This is a genomic window from Desulfuromonas svalbardensis (assembly GCF_055389415.1).
In genome coordinates this window covers 3171585-3190301 of record NZ_AP042416.1, presented here as the reverse complement: position 1 = coordinate 3190301, position 18717 = coordinate 3171585, and the positions used below count along the sequence as shown (strand labels likewise).

The window sequence follows — 18717 nt, the reverse complement described above, 5'->3', positions numbered from 1 at the left end:
TTCCTCTAATACTTGTAACGAAAGGGGTAACCATGGGAAAGTATGACACAGCTAATCTGCGAAACCTAGGCGTTGTTGCACATGGAGGGGCGGGTAAAACGTCTCTGATTGAAGCCATGCTGTTTAACACTGGTATGACGGATCGACTTGGTAAAGTTGATGACGGCAGTTCCAATATGGATTTTGAGCCAGAAGAGATTAAGCGCCAAATCACCATCAGTTCTAGTCTGCACCATTGTGCGTGGGAAAACCACAGCCTCCATCTTGTTGATACTCCGGGTTATTCCAACTTTTTACATGATACACGTAACTGCTTAAGAATTTTAGGTGGTGCGGTGATGATTGTTTCTGCTATTTCAGGTGTTAAGGCGCAAACACAAAAAATTTGGGCATGGAGCCAAGAGTACGAGGTTCCAATGGTTGCCTTTGTCAATAAAATGGATCGTGAACGCGCCGATTATTTACGTGCTGTTGATGATATGGAAAAAACTCTTGGTTGCCGTGGGGTTCTGGTTAATATGCCTATCGGGCAAGAGAGTGATTTTAACGGAATTATCGATCTTGTGTCGATGACAGCACGTACGTTCCAGTTTGATGAGAAAGGGACGTATGTTGAAAGTGAGATTCCAGATTCATATCGTGATGAAGCCAAGCGGTTGCGTACTGTACTGTTGGAAGCTGTTGCTGATGCTGACGATGCGCTGATGGAAAAGTATCTTGAAGAGGAAGATCTTTCACGTGAAGAGGTGTTACGTGGACTACGCGAAGGAACATTGACGGGTGTGTTTACCCCTGTTCTTTGCGGTAGTGCTACGGCAAATATTGGTGTTCGTCAATTGCTTGATTATGTGAATCACTGTTTGCCATCTCCTTTGGATAAGGGCGTTCAGATCGGTACCCGGCCAGATTCTGATGAGATTGTTGAACGGCAACCGAGCGAAAGCGAACCCTTTTCAGCCATGGTGTTTAAAACCAACAGTGATCCTTTCACGGGCAAACTGACGTTGTTTCGTGTTTATTCGGGTGAGTTGTCCTCCGATTCAACGGTATTTAATTCGAGTAAGCAGGTCACTGAGCGCGTTGGCCAGCTCTACCAACTCGAAGGTAAAAAGCAGGTTCCTATCGCCAAGGCTGTTGCGGGTGATATTGTTGCCGTAGCGAAAATGAAAGAGACTGCCACTGGCGATACGCTATCGAGTGAAACCGATGCGATTGTTTTTGAGAGTTTGCTTCAACTAAAACCGGTGATATCTTTTGCATTAAAAGCCTGTAGTAAAAACGATGAAGATAAGATTCATTCGGGATTACAGCGGTTGATTGAGGAAGATCCGACCTTGAAAATTACTCGTGATGAACAGACCCATGAGTTGATTTTGTCGGGCATGGGCCAGGTTCATATTGAAGTTGCGGTGGAAAAACTTAAGCGTAAATATGGGGTGTCGGTGGAGTTGGAGCTACCGAAGGTTCCTTATCGTGAAACCATAAAAGGCGCGACGAAGCTACAGAGTAAATACAAAAAACAATCGGGTGGTCGCGGCCAATTTGGCGATATTTGGTTAGAGATTGAGCCACTTAGTACTGGTGGTGGTTATGAATTTGTTGATAAAATTGTTGGTGGGGTTGTGCCACGCCAATATATCCCTGCGGTTAATAAGGGGGTTGAAGAAGCACTCGGCAAGGGCAGTTTAGGTGGGTACCCTGTTGTTGATGTCAAAGTGACTTTGTTCGATGGTTCGCACCATTCTGTTGATTCCTCTGAAATGGCATTTAAAATTGCTGGTTCAATGGGACTTAAAAAAGGGTTAGAGCAAGCGCGGCCCGTGCTGTTAGAACCGATCATGAAAATGGAAGTGATCGTTCCGGATGATTATATTGGTGATGTGATTGGTGACATGAACTCACGTCGTGGTAAAGTTCTTGGCGTTGAACCTCAGGCGGGGAGTCAATCCATTGTTGTTCAGGTGCCAATGGCCGAGGTGTTGCGTTATGCTCCGGAACTACGCTCCATGACCTCTGATCGCGGATTGTTCACGACCGAGTTTTCCCACTATGAAGAGGTTCCATCTCATCTGACGGCTAAAGTTTTGGCCGCTCGTAACGAAGAGGATAGTTAATCTTGCCAGCTACAACACAAAATGAAAAGCCCGTGCAGCGTCTTCAGGTTTCGCCTGAAGTCGCTGCACTGTTTGCTAAAGATGCTGATCCCGCTTATCAGATGAAGATTGCGCGTGGCCATGGAACATTGAATAGTGTTGATCAAGTTCATGCGCTGTTTCTGTTTTCACTTCATGGAAGTGATGAGCTGAAAGAAGTTGCCCAGCAGACCGTGCTGAACAGTTCCAATAGTGCCTTGCGGCCAGTACTTGAAAGCCCGACCCAGCATTCCCGTGTTTTAGATTATATTGCTCGCCTTCGAATTGAAGATTTGGGTACGTTAGTTCTTTTACGGCGTAATCCCGTCGTTGTCGATGAAACGTGGGTGCATATTTTTGCCAACTGTAGTTATGAAATTTTAAGTCATTTTTGCGACGATACCTTTGTTCAAGGGTTTCCCCCCACGGTAAGGGCGGCGGTGTTAGAGAATAAACAGGCTTCCGATGACATGAAGCGTCTCATCGAAGAGACTATGTCCATCGATGTTTTATCAAACCTTGACGGTGACGGTGTCGATGATGAGTTCTCTGATGAATATGAACAGACGCAAAATATTAATAAACAGAAGATGGTTCTTGAACTCGGGATGGCTGAAAAAGTAAAAATGGCCATGACGGGCGACAAGGAGTGGCGCAATATTTTGGTGAAAGATTCCAATAAAACCGTCAGCAGTGCTGTATTAAGAAATCCACGGATTACTGATGGTGAGATTCTGTTTTTAGTCCAAAACCGCAGTAGTAGTGAAGATGTTATTCGCGAGATTTTGCTTAATCGTGAGTGGCTTAAAAATTACGCCGTTCGCCATGCTTTGGTGATGCATCCACGCACGCCACTACCGAAGGCTATCCGGTTTTTGTCGACCATGAATGATAAAGATGTACGCATGCTAGCTAAGAGCCGTAACGTTTCATCGGCCATCGTTAATAACTGTCGGCGCATGATTGCTGCAAAACAAAATCGTAATGGCTAATTCAGGTGTCAACTTGTGTTGTTTTGGTTTGACTGGGCTATTTTTACTATGTTATTCAGAAAACTCTTTTAACTAATTGTATGCCAATCCGTGACAAATTTATCCCCTTCAAGGTGTATTTCACTTTGTTGGTTAGGGACTTTATCCAGAAGAAAGATAACTTTCATGTCTGAAACAATGCACTTCACCGTTGGTGGTATCCTTGAAGAGATGGCTCGTCGTTTTCCTACCAATGATGCTTTGGTCTATCCCGACCGCGACATCCGTTACAGTTACCAGCAGTTCGATACGCTGTGTGATCGAGTCGCTAAAGGATTGCTGGCGATGGGGATCAAAAAAGGGGACCATCTGTCCATCTGGGCTACCAATGTTCCTGAATGGGTTATTGTCCAGTTTGCTTCGGCTAAAATTGGTGCGGTGTTGGTGACTGTGAATACCAGCTATAAATCATCAGAACTTGACTATGTTCTTAAGCAGTCCGATTCGAAAATGCTATTTCTTGTTGATGGTTTTAAAGACACCAACTATATCGATACTGTTTATGACGTTGCGACTGAGTTGAGAGATAGTGATGGTTCAGAACTCAACTGTGCGGCACTGCCGCGTTTAAAGAATGTAATGTATATCGGTGATGAAACACCCACAGGAATGTCCAACTTTAACGCCATTGAGGCCTTGGGTGAGGAGATCTCTGATGAGGCGTATGACAAGGTGCGCGCTTCTCTGCATGAGGATGATGTCATCAATATGCAGTACACTTCGGGAACCACTGGTTTTCCTAAAGGGGTAATGCTGACTCATCACAATATTGTCAATAATGGCTACAATATTGGCGAATGTATGCGCTTTACAGAGCAGGATCGTCTGTGTATCCCGGTACCATTTTTCCACTGTTTTGGTTGTGTTCTTGGAGTCCTCGCTTGTGTTACCCACGGCTCAACGATGGTTCCCGTGGAAACCTTCACTGCTGAGGCGGTGTTGGCAACGGTTGAAGCTGAAAAGTGTACGGCACTTCATGGTGTACCAACGATGTTTATTGCCGAATTAGAGCATCCCAGTTTTGAGCGCTATGATTTAACCAGCTTACGTACTGGAATTATGGCTGGATCACCTTGCCCCATTGAAGTGATGAAGCGGGTCATTCGTGATATGAATATCTCCGAAGTGACCATCGCTTACGGTCAAACTGAAGCATCGCCTGTTATTACCCAAACGCGCACCGACGATCCCGTTGAGTTACGTGTCGCGACGGTTGGCCGAGCGTTGCCCAATGTTGAAGTGAAAATCGCTGATATTGAAACTGGGGAAACGTTGGCCGCAGGTAAACAAGGGGAGTTGTGCTGTCGAGGTTACCTCGTAATGAAAGGTTATTACAATCTTCCTGAAGCCTCAGCTCTTGCAGTGGATAGCGATCAATGGTTGCATACCGGCGATTTAGCGGTAATGGATGAGAACGGCTATTGTAAAATTACTGGTCGGATTAAAAACATGATCATCCGTGGTGGTGAAAATATTTATCCGCGTGAGATTGAGGAGTTTCTCTACACCCATCCCGCTGTTTCAGAAATTCAGGTGTATGGTGTTCCCGATCGTAAATTTGGTGAGCAAGCGATGGCTGCTATCAAGGTTAAGGAGGGGGCAACGTTAACCGAAGAGGATGTGAAGAAATTCTGCAAGGGACGGATTGCAAATTATAAGATTCCGTATTACATCAAATTTGTTGATGAGTACCCGATGACAGCCAGTGGCAAAATTCAAAAGTTTAAGTTACGAGAGATGGCGATTAAAGACCTTCAGCTCGAAGACGCTGAACAGGTTGAAATGGCATAGACGTTATAATTCAGGCATCCACATTGTGGATGCCTGATTGCGTTATAGGGGAATAAAAACCAAGGAGCGAGTATGACGATTACACCGAAACAAGAATTGACCCAGCGCTGTCAAGCGTTACAGCAATATCTTTGTGAGCAAGGGATTGATGTTGCCCTGTTGTTACAAAATGCCGACCTTTTCTATTTTACCGGTTCAATTCAGCAAGGCGCGCTTATTGTTCCTGCTCAGGGGGCTCCCGTGTATTGCGTGCGTAAGGATCTAGCGCGCGCTAAAAATGAGTCGCAACTCGAATATGTTATCCCCTTTAAAAGTCCTCGCAACCTTCCCGATATTATGGCCGAGCATGGGATTGCCTTACCCAAGGTGATGGCAATGGAGCTAGACGTGGTTCCTGTTACCACCTATAACCGTTTTGTTAAGCCTTTTGCTGAGGTTGACGTGCGCGACGCGACCCCTTTTATCCGTTTAGTGCGAATGATTAAATCGGAGTATGAACTCGACTTGATGCGTCAAGCAGCCAAACAGGAAGAGGCGATCTATCAACGTGCTAAAGAGATTATCCGCGAAGGGATGACCGATCTTGAGTTGTCTGCCGAGTTAGAGTTTGCTGCACGACTCAGTGGCCATCAAGGGATCACCCGAATGCGCGCCTTTAATTCAGAATTTTACTGTGGTCATGCTTTTTCAGGGGGCGCAAGTTCGACTCCCGCCTTTAGTGACACCCCACTTGGTGGCCCCGGTGTTACTCCAGCGGTTGGTCAAGGTGCAGGGAATAAAGTGATCGGCCGCAATGAGCCAATCATTGTCGATTTTCTCGGTGCTGCCGATGGGTACCTTTGTGATCAGACACGAACCTTCTGTGTCGGTGGCTTGCCTGAACAGTTAGTTACTGCCTACGCTGACATGGTTAAAATTCAGCAGCACATGGTCTCTATCGCCCGACCTGGAGTGAGTTGGGGGGCGGTGTATGATAGTTGTTACCAACTGGCCTGTGAGTTAGGCTACAAAGAGTCGTTTATGGGCGTAGCTGGCGCACAGGTGTCCTTCATTGGTCATGGAGTTGGTACAGAGTTGGATGAATTCCCATTTATAGCTCGCGGTTTTAACGAGCAGTTACTCGAAAAAAATATGACCTTTGCCTTTGAACCTAAAGCTGTATATGCCGACCTTGGTGCTGTTGGTATTGAAAATACCTATGTAGTCACCGATGATGGTGTTGAACCGTTGACTTATTCAGCTGAAGAGTTAGTGGTTTTGTAACGGGTAGTTTGACAATTGTTTTGTAAATAAAAGGCCAGCTTTCGTTAAGAAAGCTGGCCTTTTATCGTCGAACGTTATGTTTAATGCTATAGCGAATCGGTTAGAACAATACCGACGCCAATGCGATTGACTGAAGCGTTATAGTCGATGAGGCTTTCACCGTAGCCGTTGAAGTATTGAACATACCCTTTGAGGTGCTGCGTCAAGGGGAAGGTCCAATCAAGCTGAACGGCTCCTTTATTACCCGACTCACGTAGGTTGTTACGGAGCAACACTGAAAAGACGTGGTCATCAAGTTTGTAGCCGGCAGTAATCTCGCCATAGCCCATAAAACGATCAATGTCGGGATTGTCGTCGCCAGATGGATCTGTCTCAGAGCTTTTTTTATCTTCAGGTTGGCGGTACCACGGCTTGAAGGTGATGGCCAGGTTGCCACGCTCAAAGACTGAATGGAGGTAGACGCGATTCCAACTGCGCGATCGTGATCCTCCCTGACCATTCGATTGATGGACGATTCCAAAGGTATTATAGGTGTTTTGAAAGCCGAGAATCTCGCGTTTCCCTTGAACGGCTAAAAACATCTCTGGTTCATGGTTTGAGTCACGAAACGGACTGGAGTAGGTATCGTTATAGGCCTGCCAAAACGATATGTTCGTGTAGGCTCCCCAGAGGTCAGCATCGCCAATGATGTCGTTCCAGATTGGAAATTTAAAGCTGATTTGAAATTTCGCTTCAATGTTTTCCACTTCGTCACTATCGACATCAAAAGGGCGGCCATTGGTATTGTTGTTGTAAGTGACAGGCAGTAAGTAGTTACGTCGATGTGCTGTAAGAGTAAAGGGGTTGTGCTCGCCCGCCTCTTCTGTATCGAGGCGTTGCTCCAATAAGCTTACAGGTTGGTCCTTTTTGTCCGTTTCAGCGATAGTGCTTTCAATGGATATTCGTCCCGAACTCGTTGCGCAACGTTGACGCAATTCGCCAAGACTCAGCTCTTCAAAAAGACCACTCTCCATCGCTGAAATCATACAACTCTGTGAAGCATTGCCGCGATTAGATTCATTTAGTGCGTAGACCGTTGTTGATAGACAAAGGGTAACGAACAAAAAGAATAGAACAAAGGTGTGTTTACAACGTAGCATTTTTAAATTCTCCACCTGTTGAGGTTTGGATTAAAAGAATCGTCCAATTTGCATGAGTCCGGAGTTAATACCACGGTTGTCATCATCAAGTCCACCATTGGAAACATGATGTAAGCGGCAGGCGATGAACCACGGTGGCCCATCATTACAAGTGATTTCACTTCCGAACCCTATTTGGGGATTGAAGTTGAGCCGTGATCCTTGACCCTCAACTTGGTAGTCGCTGTAGATTCCACCGATCCCTGCTTCAATATAGGGTCGTAGGGTCGAGGTGGTGAGCGGATCGATGAAGTAGAGGGCGAGCATGTTAATTGACACCAGAGCGCGACCATGTGGCGTGTTTGCCATGCCAACAGCTGTCTCAATTTTAAAGCGTAGCGGGTTTGGCGCGCTGTGTGGCCAGACTTTGTCGTAATCAAATAGAGCCATTGCCGCACCTTGAACAAATTGAATCTCATTTGTGGGTGAGTAAGAGTGGCCGCCGTTAATCGCCAGAGCATAGCGTGTTGGTACCAATGGTGGCTTCCCTTCACTGTGTCCATCAACTTGTGCATAAAGCACAGTGCTGGTTAGGGTACAGAGGGTGACAATCGCCACAATTATTCTGAACTTTGTGCTGATGAAATTGGCCCTCATGGTAACAGCCTCTTTCCCGGAGAGGGTTGCTGCGTCAGTTGCTTGAGGCTATTCACTCGCTTTGACAGTCCGCTGCTGCTACGGCGTAAGTAACGGTCCGCTCTGGTTGGTGGCTGTAAATAGTGAAATGTTTGATCGAACAGAAGTGGATTATCAAAGTGATCACGGCCAATGAGAGTGATGGGCTGGTGACCTCGCTGTCGCATGCTGCCAACAGATTTTATCCCCATTGAATAAAGCATGACTGCTTCTGCGCGGGTGGTGTTAGGAACGATTCCCTGAGCGTTGAATAGACTGCTGGTGTGGCCCTCATCATCGCCAAGTTGTTCAAGTTCATTGTAGGGACGAAGCAGGTAGGGTTTCTGGACTGGAATGTTTTTATCCGCAGCTGATACGTGCAGAATCTGATGGCTGTCGGAAAGGACAACCTCTAGTCGCTGTCGTTCCTCGTGTTGTGGCAGGTGTTGTAAGATTTGAGCACGACGCTCAGTCTGTTTGAGGTTCTCAGTGTCAAACAGCGCGTCGTTGGGGATAAATCCGTGGTAGCAACCACAGTTTTTGATGAGATCAATCATCGCTAGCTCGCCCGTTCTGGTCAAGGTGTAGCGCAGAGTGAATCCATCCAGGTTGCCACGCGCCCACCATTGTATTTTTTTGCTCTGATTACTGGCATACCAAAACACATAGTTGATTTGAACGGTTGGTTGCCCTTGTAACAGAGTGTGTGAGGTGTAGTAATAAACGGTTGGCTGCTGGGTATCGACACTGATGGTGCCGTTGTCACGACGGACACGACCAATTAAGTTGTTGGTACCATTTTCAGGATCAATAAGTTGGCGAAGAGATGGCGCCCAACTGTGAGCAATCCGTTGTGTGTCTGCTGAACTGAGTAGCGAGGTGCTGATCCAGTTGTCGCGTGTTGATTTTAAAATAGCTCTCATCGCTTTATGGGATAGCGGTCTGCGCACTTGCGGACTGTAGATGATACTGCTTTGTGTTTGTTGTGTGGGATCGTACGCTTTAACTCTTTGTTGTATCTTAAGGTGAGCGCGATGTGCTGATGAACGGACTAACCACGATGCCAATGGATAGACGCCAACGGTTCGTTGCCATGAGGAATAATCATCGTCAATAGCAAGTGCTTGGGTCAACGGTTGATAAAAGTTTTCGTGGTTAAATGTTTGGCGCAAAAAAGTTGATGAACAGCGAGAGATTTTTGCTTTTAATGCCCCGAGTGAAGCAGAGCCTGCCCATCGCTGGCTAAGACGTTGCTGTTCAGAACTCGGCAAGCGGTTCAGCTCGCGATAGCGGCCCTCAAGGTCAAGTTGCTGTAACTGGTGGACAATTTGCCGTTGTTGCTCGGGGTGCTCAAATTGAGACGCAGCCGCGGCATAAAAACGATTGCTGCGTAGAAAGGGATAACCGCCAATTCGTGCACTGGCGACATCGTAAATATCGTTGTTTGAAAGGCTTTGTTCCATATCGCGCCACAGCTCGACACAACTTATGTCATTTTCGGGAATAATATTCCAGTGAGGTGAGGCTGTTGTGCAGCCGATGGGGAGCAATAAGCATAGTGTGGCAATAGTGTTAACCGCTGTACGCGGTAGCGATGACCAAATGGAACACGATGACATAGAAACTCCTCTTAAAGACCGCTGAATCCACCGGGTCAGATGAACAGATAAAGTGTAACAATGTACCGACTCTAGAATGTTAGCCTTTCGTTAGATTGTTTACAATAAAATTGACGTTGTCGCCATGCAAGGAGTGTGGTAAATTTTCTGGTCATTTTAATCGTTTTTATTCTTTTTGTTGTTCTTCGCTACAGGCTAAGATCAACATGGTCAATATGAAACTCATTACTTTAAATCGGAGAATCTTGATGATCCGTTCCATATCTAAGAAAATCTTTGGTAGCCAAAACGATCGTGAACTCAAACGACTGGGAAAAATGGTCGTCATAATCAACGAGCTAGAGGAGCAAACTAAAGCTCTTGATGATGCGGCATTGCAAGCCAAAACAGATGAGTTTAAACAGCGTTACACCGATGGTGAGAGCCTCGACGATTTATTGCCTGAAGCCTTTGCTGTGGTGCGTGAAGCCGCATGGCGGGTGTTAGGAATGCGCCATTTTGATGTGCAGTTGATTGGTGGCATGGTGTTGAATGCTGGCAAAATTGCTGAGATGAAAACGGGTGAAGGTAAAACGTTGGTGGCAACCCTTGCAACCTACTTAAACGCTCTGAGCGGCAAAGGGGTTCACGTTATTACCGTTAACGATTATCTCGCCAGTCGTGACTCGGAATGGATGGGTAAGGTTCACCGCTTTTTAGGGCTTTCCATCGGCTGCATTATCCATGGGATTACCGACGAAGAGCGCAGTGCGGCCTACCAAGCTGATATTACCTACGGTACGAACAACGAGTTTGGTTTCGATTACCTGCGCGATAACATGAAATTTGAGTTGAGTGAGTATGTTCAACGTGAATTGAACTTTGCCATCGTCGATGAGGTTGACTCGATTCTGATTGATGAAGCTCGGACTCCTTTGATTATTTCAGGGCCAAGTGAGGCATCTAGTGACCTTTACTATCGTGTCAATGCGATCATCCCACGCTTGAAAAAAGGGGAGATGATTGAGCACCGCGATGGAAAAATCGGCCAAAGCTCTCGTGAGTTTACCGGTGATTATACGGTCGATGAAAAAGCAAAGTCAGCGTCACTGACTGAAGAGGGTGTCACTTCCGTCGAAAAGATTCTTGATATTGAGAACCTTTATGATCCTCGTCATATTGAAGTGCTACACCACGTCAATCAGGCCTTAAAAGCCCACGCCTTATTTAGGAATGAGGTGGATTATGTGGTGAAAGAGGGCGAGGTGATGATTGTTGATGAATTCACTGGCCGTTTAATGCCAGGTCGTCGTTGGAGTGATGGTCTCCATCAAGCGGTAGAAGCCAAAGAGGGGGTGAAAATTGAAAGCGAGAATCAAACCCTAGCCACCATTACCTTCCAAAATTATTTCCGTATGTATGACAAGTTGTCGGGGATGACAGGTACGGCTGATACTGAAGCCGCTGAATTTGCAGAAATCTACAAGCTCGACGTGGTGGTGATTCCAACAAACCAGCCCAGCAAGCGTGAAGATCAATCTGATGTGATCTATAAAAGTGAGCAGGAGAAGTTCAACGCGGTTATTGAAGATATTCGTCATAGCCATGCTGAAGGGCAGCCTGTTCTGGTGGGTACTATCTCCATCGAAAACTCGGAACGATTGGCGCTACAACTGAAAAAAACGGGTGTGCCGCACCATGTGTTGAATGCCAAGCATCATGAGCAAGAAGCAGAGATTATCTCGCAAGCGGGTCGTAGCGGTTCTGTTACCATCGCCACCAATATGGCGGGTCGTGGAACGGATATTGTTCTCGGTGGTAACGCTGAGATGCTCGCTAAGGCAGCAGTGAATGGTGATGTTGATGATGAGCGTTATCCAGCGTTACTCGAAGAGTTCACTAACGAGTGTGCCGCAGAGAAAAAGAAGGTTATTGCTGCAGGTGGCTTGTATATTCTCGGCACGGAGCGCCATGAGTCGCGTCGTATCGATAATCAGCTGCGTGGTCGTGCGGGTCGTCAGGGTGATCCTGGTGCGAGTCGTTTTTATATGAGTCTTGAAGATGATCTGTTGCGCATCTTTGGTAGTCACCGTGTGGCTTTCATTATGGAAAAGCTCAAAATTCCTGAAAATGAGCCCATTGAGCACGGGATTATCTCACGAGCGATTGAAAATGCACAAAAGAAGGTTGAGGGACATAACTTCGATATTCGTAAGCATTTGATCGAGTACGATGATGTTATGAACCGCCAGCGTGAAGTGATCTATGAACAGCGCCGAGAGGTATTGGCGGGGGAAAATATTCGCGGCACCTATAATGCGATTATTGAAGAGATGGTGGAAGATATTGTCGCCACCTTCTGCCCTGAAAAAACAGCACCGGCCGATTGGAATATGACCAGCCTTGTTGTTGATTACGCATCACAGTTTAATTTTGAGCCAAGCCTTCCCGATGTCGTGTCCAAGGGTGACACTGAGATGCTTGATGAGCAGCTTAAGAAGCAAGCGTTTGGTCGACTTCTAGAGAAAGAGGCTGAGTTTACCCCTGAGGTGCTTGAACATCTGATGACCGTTCTGTTGTTACAAGTGATTGATAGCCAATGGAAAGATCATCTGCTGTCAATTGACCACCTTAAAGAGGGTATTGGTTTACGTGGTTACGCGCAGAAAAACCCCAAAGAAGAATATAAGCGCGAAGCCTATAGTCTGTTTATGCAGATGATGGGGCGCATCCGTCAAGAGGTTCTACAGAAGTTGTTTATGATCCAACTGGTTAAGGACGATGATGTAGAGCGGATGGAAGAGGAACAGAAAAAACGTAAAATCATTACCAATCGTAGTGATCAGGCAGATCAACCGGCGAAACCTGTAACTCGTGATGAAGACAAGGTTGGTCGTAACGACGCTTGCCCTTGTGGTAGCGGTAAAAAATATAAGAAATGCTGCGGCCAGTAAGCCAGTAGCTAGGGGAATAGATGATGACTACTCCAACAACCACACCCATACTTGACGTGAAAGGGTTCACTTTTTCCGCCGCTGAAGCTGGTATTAAATACAGTGGCCGCAATGATTGTGCTCTGATACGTTCCAACATACCAGCGGCATGCGCAGGTGTGTTTACTAAAAATAAAGTGATTGCGGCACCATTAATCGTCAGTAAGCCACGGATTGCAGCGGGACTCTGCCAAGCGGTATTGATTAATAGTGGTAATGCGAATGCCTGTACTGGTGCAGCGGGTCTTGAGCATGCCCAGCAAAGTTCAGCAGTGTTAGCGACCGAATTGCAGATTGATGAAGGACTAATTGCCTTGGCTTCAACAGGGGTGATTGGTGTTCCTTTGCCTGTTGAACGTTTGACCGCAGCTGTTCCCGCATTGTGCTCTGCTCTTTCGGCTGATCAAGCTGTAGCGGTTGCCGAAGCGATCATGACAACGGATGGTTTTTCTAAGACGTCGCAACGGACGATTGTTGTCGGTGGACAATCGTGTCAGATCCTTGGTGTTGCTAAGGGCGCTGGGATGATTCATCCTAACATGGCGACCATGCTTGGTTTCGTCATGACCGATATCTCGATCGATCCCGCATTGTTGCAACCCGCATTGACACACGCAGTGGATGACTCGTTTAACTCAATTACGGTCGACGGCGACACCTCAACCAACGATATGGTGCTGATTTTAGCCAACGGCGCAGCCGAGAACGAGATGGTTGCTGTGGGAAGCAGTGAGGCGCAACAGTTTCAAACAGCCTTAGACGAAGTGCTGCTCGATTTAGCGAAAATGATTGTCAGTGACGGTGAGGGGGCGACTAAGTTGGTGCAGATTCAACTAACGGGTGCAACCGATTCGGCGCAAGCGAAGATAGCTGCCCGCAGCGTAGCGACATCAAGTTTGGTAAAAACAGCATTCTTTGGCGAGGATGCTAATTGGGGGCGGATTATCGCAGCTGTTGGCTATGCTGATGTTGATGTTGATCCAAATAAAATTGATATTTTCTTTGACGATATTCAGGTGGTTGCAGAAGGCATAACGACTGGCGCGCAACAAGAAGAGTTGGCGACAAAGGTGTTAACGCAAGCAGAATTTTCGGTACGTATCAATTTGAACCTCGGACAAGGTTGCGCCGATTACTACACCTCCGATTTGACGTATGAGTATGTGAAAATCAACGCTGATTATCGCACGTAATTGCGTATGTTTTGCATGGGGTAAGGACTTGTATTGTTTTGAATTGCTCACCGAATAGATTGAATCATGATATTTAAACGTGTGGTGCTCATTGTGTTAGATGGTGTTGGCTGTGGAGCTTTACCCGATGCCGACGAGTACGGTGATGTAGGTTCTAACACCCTATCTCACGTGGCACAAGAAGTTGGAGGCGTAGTGCTGCCGACTCTACAACGCCTTGGCCTTGGTAATATTGTGTCGATGGATGGAGTCATGCGCAGCTCAGCACCATTAGCTGCATGGGGACGGATGGCTGAATGCTCTGTTGGCAAGGATAGCACAACAGGCCACTGGGAGATTGCGGGGGCCGAACAACGCCAACCTTTTTCAACCTACCCAAATGGCTTCCCCGCAGAGATTATCGCCGCATTTAGCCGTATCGCGGGATGTGAACCGCTAGGTAATGTTGCTATCAGTGGTACCGATGCGTTGGTGAAGTATGGAGAGGAACATCTTCAGACTGGCCGGCCTATTGTGTACACCAGTGCCGATTCGGTATTTCAAATTGCCGCGCATGAAAACATTATCCTACCTGAAAATTTGTATCAAATGTGTCGTGCAATGCGTGAAGTGTTGACATCTCATCGCGTGGCTCGTGTTATTGCTCGTCCCTTTATCGGCACTCAAGCCGATGATTTTGTTCGTACTTCTCGCCGGCATGATTTTTCCCTTCAACCGCCAATCAATATACTTGATCGCCTAGTTGACGCTAAACTTACTGTGGCTGCTGTTGGTAAAATCGATGATATTTTTTGCAGTCGCGGGATTAGCTATCATTACCTCACCGAGAATAATCGTGATGGTATGGCAAAGATTACAACCGCGCTGCATAGTGTTGAACGCGGATTGGTTTTTGCTAACCTGATCGATTATGATATGCTCTTTGGGCATCGATGCGATGTTGCTGGCTTTGCACGGGCGTTGGAAGAGTTTGATCCGTGGCTTGAGAACTTTATGCAGCAATTCAATGATGATGATCTATTGTTGATTACTGCAGATCATGGCTGTGATCCGACGATGCCGGGAACAGACCATAGCCGTGAGTATGTGCCACTACTTGCTTGGTCTCCATGTCAGGTTGCTGGTAAAACTTTGGGGACACGTCATTCATTTAGTGATATCGCTGCAACATTAGCGCAAAATTTTGATTTGCCTAATGAAGTTGGTGAGAGCTTTTTGCCGCAATTGGTTTCTTGTGCATAAATAATGAGTTCACTAGCTCAGTATCCGTGTTTAAGGTAAATATTGAAAGAGGGGGTCATGATGGCTTTAAGTAGAATTGTTCGATTGGTGCTACTCGTTAGTTTAATCTTTGTATCTTCAGTACATGCCCTTGAGGTTGAAGATGCCAGTATTACAACTCAAATTGTAAAACGAGCCCCCATTGATTCACTGAATACGGTTCCTGCCGATGTGGATAAGCTTTATTGCTTTACCCGTATAACGGGTGCCACCGAAGATACTTGGGTCACTCATGTATGGTATTGTGAAGATAAAGAGTTGACTCGCGTTCGTTTGCCCGTTAATTCCTTAAATTGGCGTACGTGGTCGTCCAAAAGGGTGCTGCCGCAATGGAAAGGGGCTTGGCGAGTTGAGGTGCTCAATAATGAAGGGCAGACGTTATTGATTATCCCGTTCTCAATCTTTTAGCGAAACGAGATCATCAGATTTTAAGGTGCAACCAGCGCTGAGGCAAGATTGCACCGTTGTTGTTTATTTTGCGTTTCTTTTATCTGCACGGGCTTTGGCGAGTTTCTCACCCAGTCCACGCTCAACGGCCATTTGCTTACGCTTTTCAGAATACGCTTTAGCCGCTAACGGTTGTGTCCGGGGGATATCAAACTGGTTGCGGTATTCAGCAGGGGTGATTTTGTGAACCAAGCGGATATGACGGCCAAGTGTAGTCATCGCTTTGCCGCAAATCATGCAGGTCACCTTATCTTTTCCAAACGCCTTTTTTAACGAAATCACAGGTTGTTGTTCTGTTTGCCCCTCTTCAGCCAGCGTATCGTTGCACTCTATCTTTTTAAGTGCGGCATGAATTTCGGTCAGTTCGCTAACGAGCTCCTCTTTGGTCATCGCCGTTGTCGAAGCATGTGCGGATACAATACCAACAGCCATCTCTAGAATTTTTGACATGTGTTTATCCTTTAAAATATGTCTTATCGAAGTTTTCTTAAGAACTAATACGATACTATTTAAAGAAAAGTAAGTAAAAAAGATTATATTGTCGAATAGAGGACTAAATAAGCCTTATTTGTTAGTATTCGAATGGTACTGAATAGTGGTATTGTCTTTAATTATTAAGATTAGAGAGGCCCTGATCCAATGTACGATATAAATATCCGATCTGTCATTGAACAAAGAGAAAAAGATACACTTTCACCCTACGCCTGTTTGAGCTCCAACAGTATGGGGCGATTGGTCGAAGAAGAGCCTTGCCTTCTCAGAACATGTTTTCAGCATGATCGAGATCGGATTTTACACAGTAAATCGTTTCGGCGATTAAAGCATAAAACTCAAGTGTTTCTCTCCCCTGAAGGCGATCATTATCGAACTCGTCTCACTCACACCCTCGAAGTTTCACAAATCGCCCGCACTGTCGCTCGAGCATTGTTGTTAAATGAGGATTTAACTGAAGCGATCACTCTTGGTCACGATTTGGGTCATACCCCTTTTGGCCATGCCGGTGAACGGATGTTGAATACCTTGTTACCAAAAGGTTTTCACCACGTCAGGCAAAGTTTGCGCGTGGTTGACCTCCTCGAAAAAGAGGGGCAAGGTTTAAATCTAACCGGTGAAGTTCGTGATGGTATTTTGCATCATTCGAAAGGTTCTGGGCCAGTTGATGTACGTGAAGGCAGTGCAAAAGCCAAAACACTTGAGGGGCAAATTGTCCGGTTTGCTGATATTATTGCCTATGTGAATCATGACCTTGATGATGCCATTCGTGCTGGTGTTGTTGCTGTTGAAAATATTCCAGCTCATTTTTTAGATCAACTTGGACACAGTCACGCCCAACGGATCAATATGATGGTCTGGGATTTAATCGTGACCTCAAGTCGAGGTGGTCGCATCGAGATCGCGTTGTCTGATCAGACCTTGGCAATGATTACGGAATTGCGTGATTGGTTGTTCAGCCACGTTTATCGTGTGCCCGGGGTCCATAATGACTTTGAAAAAGCGGGGCGAGTATTGCAAGAACTCTATGGTTATTTTATGGAACAACCTGAGCGCCTACAAGGCTATAATGCGCTGTGTCTGGAACAGGATTCTGCCGAAGTTTGGGTTGCTGATTTTCTCGCTGGAATGACGGACCGTTACGCGATGAAGCTGTATTGCGATATCTTTCTGCCAAGGCCTTGGGCAACACTGTAATGAGGGCTGGTTTACTTGACACCATAGAAGGTGTATGTTAGCTTTTTGAGCTTATAAATGAGAGCGGTACAAGGTTGGGAAGAATATCGTTTTTGTTTCCAAATTGCATCATAAACAGGTCTTGGGGTTGTTAACCAAGTTGTATTTTATTTAGCCACGGCGTCAATAGGGCTTAGGAGGCATGAATGAGTAGAAGGTTGTTGCTAGCAGACGACAGTGTAACCATTCAAAAGGTCATTGAAATTACACTTTCTGATAAGGATTATATACTCACTGTTGCAAGTAATGGTGATGAGGCCATCCAGATGGCGATCAATGAGTCTCCTGATTTGATTCTGGCCGATGTCTTTATGCCTGGGCTTAATGGTTATGAACTGTGTGAAGCCGTTCGTAATAATGAGGCGTTAAAGGATGTCCCCGTTTTACTCCTTGCTGGCACATTTGAGCCGTTTGATGAGGCGAAATCACGCGCCGTTGGTGCCAATGATTGGATTGTTAAACCCTTTAGTTCTCAGGTGTTGGTTGATAAAGTTGAAGAACTTTTGGCGCACGTCCCTGTTGCCGAAGAGTGGCAAGCCTCACCGTCGCAAAATCTTGGCGATCAAGATATTCTTCAAGCTCTTGAGGAGGTCGTCGCATCTCAAGCGGCTACCGAGCCCGCACCATCTTTCGAACCTGTAGCAGAAGTTGAAAGTGTTTCCTTTGCAACTGAAGAGTTAGCTCCGTTCAACTTTGAAGTTGACGAACCTGTTGTCGAGCCTGAAGTGGCAGTCGAAACATTCAGTGACCGTTTGGTTGATCCGTTTGCCGAAGCGGAACTTGCTCCGATCGTCGAAGCGGAACTTGCTCCGATCGTCGAAGAGACTCCTGCTCCCGATGAAGATTCTTTTTCTGTTACAGAACCTACTTTTGTTGATTTGCCACCGCTGGAAGACTTTAGCTTTACCCCTAAAGAGACGCTGTCACCTGTTGCGGAAAACGTTGCAGCTCCTGCTGAGTCGTTTTCATTTGATAATACATCACCTGAAGAACCTTCTTTTGTTGAGTCCGCTGTTGTTGAAGCTACTGTAGACGACCTTGTCATTGAGCCCACACCGATTGGTGGCTTTGAAGTCCCTGTTGTGTCAGAGGTTGAAGCGGTGACGCAAGATGGTATTATTGACCTTAAGGAATCTGATATTGCTGAAGAGGGTGCTTACGGTGCAACTTCTGAGCGTGTTGAAAAGCGGGTTGCGTTCCTGAGTGATGAGCAATTAACTGAAATTGTTGAACGTGTTGCTGGGGCCGTTATTGAACGTCTTGCCGCACCAATACTTGAGCAGGTTGTTTGGGAGGTTGTTCCCGATCTTGCGGAGAGCCTGGTCCGCGACGAGATGGCTAAAATTAAGCCCGACGCGTAACATTCGAAGACATAGTATTGACGGATAAAAAGGGGATTGCTAAAATCCCCTTTTTTCGTGTTAAAAATAGAGTTGTATTACACCCAAAACACTGAATCTAATGTGG

14 protein-coding genes are annotated in these 18717 nt (G+C 46.2%); 10 read left to right on the top strand and 4 right to left on the bottom strand.

Going from position 1 to position 18717, the window contains the following annotated elements:
* Positions 1-32: 32 nt before the first annotated feature.
* From fusA to ACZ5KY_RS14215, 4 genes are all read left to right on the top strand, one after another.
* Entirely contained in the window at positions 33-2114 is a 2082-nt protein-coding gene (gene fusA / locus ACZ5KY_RS14230; protein ID WP_464244557.1) for an elongation factor G, read from the top strand.
* Between the two features lie 2 nt (positions 2115-2116).
* Entirely contained in the window at positions 2117-3124 is a 1008-nt protein-coding gene (locus tag ACZ5KY_RS14225) for a hypothetical protein (protein ID WP_464244556.1), read from the top strand.
* A 165-nt stretch (positions 3125-3289) separates the two neighbouring features.
* Entirely contained in the window at positions 3290-4954 is a 1665-nt protein-coding gene (locus ACZ5KY_RS14220) for an AMP-binding protein (RefSeq protein ID WP_464244555.1), read from the top strand.
* A 72-nt stretch (positions 4955-5026) separates the two neighbouring features.
* A complete protein-coding gene (locus ACZ5KY_RS14215; protein ID WP_464244554.1) occupies positions 5027-6217 on the top strand; it encodes a M24 family metallopeptidase in 1191 nt (396 codons plus the stop codon).
* 86 nt (positions 6218-6303) lie between these two features.
* On the opposite strand, the gene ACZ5KY_RS14210 is transcribed toward ACZ5KY_RS14215, so the two are convergent.
* The 3 genes from ACZ5KY_RS14210 to ACZ5KY_RS14200 are packed head-to-tail and all read right to left on the bottom strand — an operon-like array spanning position 6304 to position 9629.
* Positions 6304-7356, bottom strand: coding sequence for a phospholipase A (locus ACZ5KY_RS14210; RefSeq protein WP_464244553.1), 1053 nt, complete (start codon positions 7354-7356; stop codon positions 6304-6306).
* Positions 7357-7386: 30 nt separating this feature from the next.
* A complete protein-coding gene (locus ACZ5KY_RS14205; RefSeq protein WP_464244552.1) occupies positions 7387-7992 on the bottom strand; it encodes an acyloxyacyl hydrolase in 606 nt (201 codons plus the stop codon).
* Entirely contained in the window at positions 7989-9629 is a 1641-nt protein-coding gene (locus tag ACZ5KY_RS14200) for a hypothetical protein (RefSeq protein WP_464244551.1), read from the bottom strand. The genes ACZ5KY_RS14205 and ACZ5KY_RS14200 overlap by 4 nt, the downstream gene beginning before the upstream one ends.
* Before the next feature lie 248 nt (positions 9630-9877).
* Here ACZ5KY_RS14200 and secA point away from each other — a divergent pair, with 248 nt between their 5' ends.
* The 4 genes from secA to ACZ5KY_RS14180 all read left to right on the top strand — a co-directional run bounded on the left by secA (position 9878) and on the right by ACZ5KY_RS14180 (position 15483).
* Positions 9878-12562 (top strand): preprotein translocase subunit SecA, encoded by a 2685-nt coding sequence (gene secA / locus ACZ5KY_RS14195; protein WP_464244550.1) that lies wholly within the window; start codon positions 9878-9880, stop codon positions 12560-12562.
* Positions 12563-12585: 23 nt separating this feature from the next.
* The gene (argJ, locus tag ACZ5KY_RS14190; protein ID WP_464244675.1) at positions 12586-13794 is read left to right on the top strand and encodes a bifunctional glutamate N-acetyltransferase/amino-acid acetyltransferase ArgJ; all 1209 of its coding nucleotides are present in this window, start codon (positions 12586-12588) and stop codon (positions 13792-13794) included.
* Between the two features lie 66 nt (positions 13795-13860).
* The gene (locus ACZ5KY_RS14185; protein ID WP_464244549.1) at positions 13861-15036 is read left to right on the top strand and encodes a phosphopentomutase; all 1176 of its coding nucleotides are present in this window, start codon (positions 13861-13863) and stop codon (positions 15034-15036) included.
* A gap of 57 nt (positions 15037-15093) precedes the next feature.
* Positions 15094-15483, top strand: a complete 390-nt coding sequence (locus ACZ5KY_RS14180; RefSeq protein ID WP_464244548.1) for a DUF2914 domain-containing protein — start codon at positions 15094-15096, stop codon at positions 15481-15483.
* 63 nt (positions 15484-15546) lie between these two features.
* On the opposite strand, the gene ACZ5KY_RS14175 is transcribed toward ACZ5KY_RS14180, so the two are convergent.
* The gene (locus ACZ5KY_RS14175) at positions 15547-15972 is read right to left on the bottom strand and encodes a Ros/MucR family transcriptional regulator (RefSeq protein WP_464244547.1); all 426 of its coding nucleotides are present in this window, start codon (positions 15970-15972) and stop codon (positions 15547-15549) included.
* Between the two features lie 189 nt (positions 15973-16161).
* Between ACZ5KY_RS14175 and ACZ5KY_RS14170 the strand changes: the two genes are divergently transcribed.
* On the top strand, positions 16162-17211 hold the full coding sequence (locus ACZ5KY_RS14170; RefSeq protein WP_464244546.1) for a deoxyguanosinetriphosphate triphosphohydrolase: 1050 nt from the start codon (positions 16162-16164) through the stop codon (positions 17209-17211).
* Positions 17212-17396: 185 nt separating this feature from the next.
* The gene (locus tag ACZ5KY_RS14165; RefSeq protein ID WP_464244545.1) at positions 17397-18611 is read left to right on the top strand and encodes a response regulator; all 1215 of its coding nucleotides are present in this window, start codon (positions 17397-17399) and stop codon (positions 18609-18611) included.
* The last annotated feature ends 106 nt before the right edge of the window (positions 18612-18717 follow it).

Coding starts and splice junctions, on each gene's coding strand:
- fusA (WP_464244557.1), top strand. CDS start 33: ATGGGAAAGTATGACACAGCTAATCTGCGAAACCTAGGCGTTGTTGCA.
- ACZ5KY_RS14220 (WP_464244555.1), top strand. CDS start 3,290: ATGTCTGAAACAATGCACTTCACCGTTGGTGGTATCCTTGAAGAGATG.
- ACZ5KY_RS14215 (WP_464244554.1), top strand. CDS start 5,027: ATGACGATTACACCGAAACAAGAATTGACCCAGCGCTGTCAAGCGTTA.
- ACZ5KY_RS14210 (WP_464244553.1), bottom strand. CDS start 7,356: ATGCTACGTTGTAAACACACCTTTGTTCTATTCTTTTTGTTCGTTACC.
- ACZ5KY_RS14205 (WP_464244552.1), bottom strand. CDS start 7,992: ATGAGGGCCAATTTCATCAGCACAAAGTTCAGAATAATTGTGGCGATT.
- ACZ5KY_RS14200 (WP_464244551.1), bottom strand. CDS start 9,629: ATGTCATCGTGTTCCATTTGGTCATCGCTACCGCGTACAGCGGTTAAC.
- secA (WP_464244550.1), top strand. CDS start 9,878: ATGATCCGTTCCATATCTAAGAAAATCTTTGGTAGCCAAAACGATCGT.
- argJ (WP_464244675.1), top strand. CDS start 12,586: ATGACTACTCCAACAACCACACCCATACTTGACGTGAAAGGGTTCACT.
- ACZ5KY_RS14185 (WP_464244549.1), top strand. CDS start 13,861: ATGATATTTAAACGTGTGGTGCTCATTGTGTTAGATGGTGTTGGCTGT.
- ACZ5KY_RS14180 (WP_464244548.1), top strand. CDS start 15,094: ATGATGGCTTTAAGTAGAATTGTTCGATTGGTGCTACTCGTTAGTTTA.
- ACZ5KY_RS14175 (WP_464244547.1), bottom strand. CDS start 15,972: ATGTCAAAAATTCTAGAGATGGCTGTTGGTATTGTATCCGCACATGCT.
- ACZ5KY_RS14170 (WP_464244546.1), top strand. CDS start 16,162: ATGTACGATATAAATATCCGATCTGTCATTGAACAAAGAGAAAAAGAT.
- ACZ5KY_RS14165 (WP_464244545.1), top strand. CDS start 17,397: ATGAGTAGAAGGTTGTTGCTAGCAGACGACAGTGTAACCATTCAAAAG.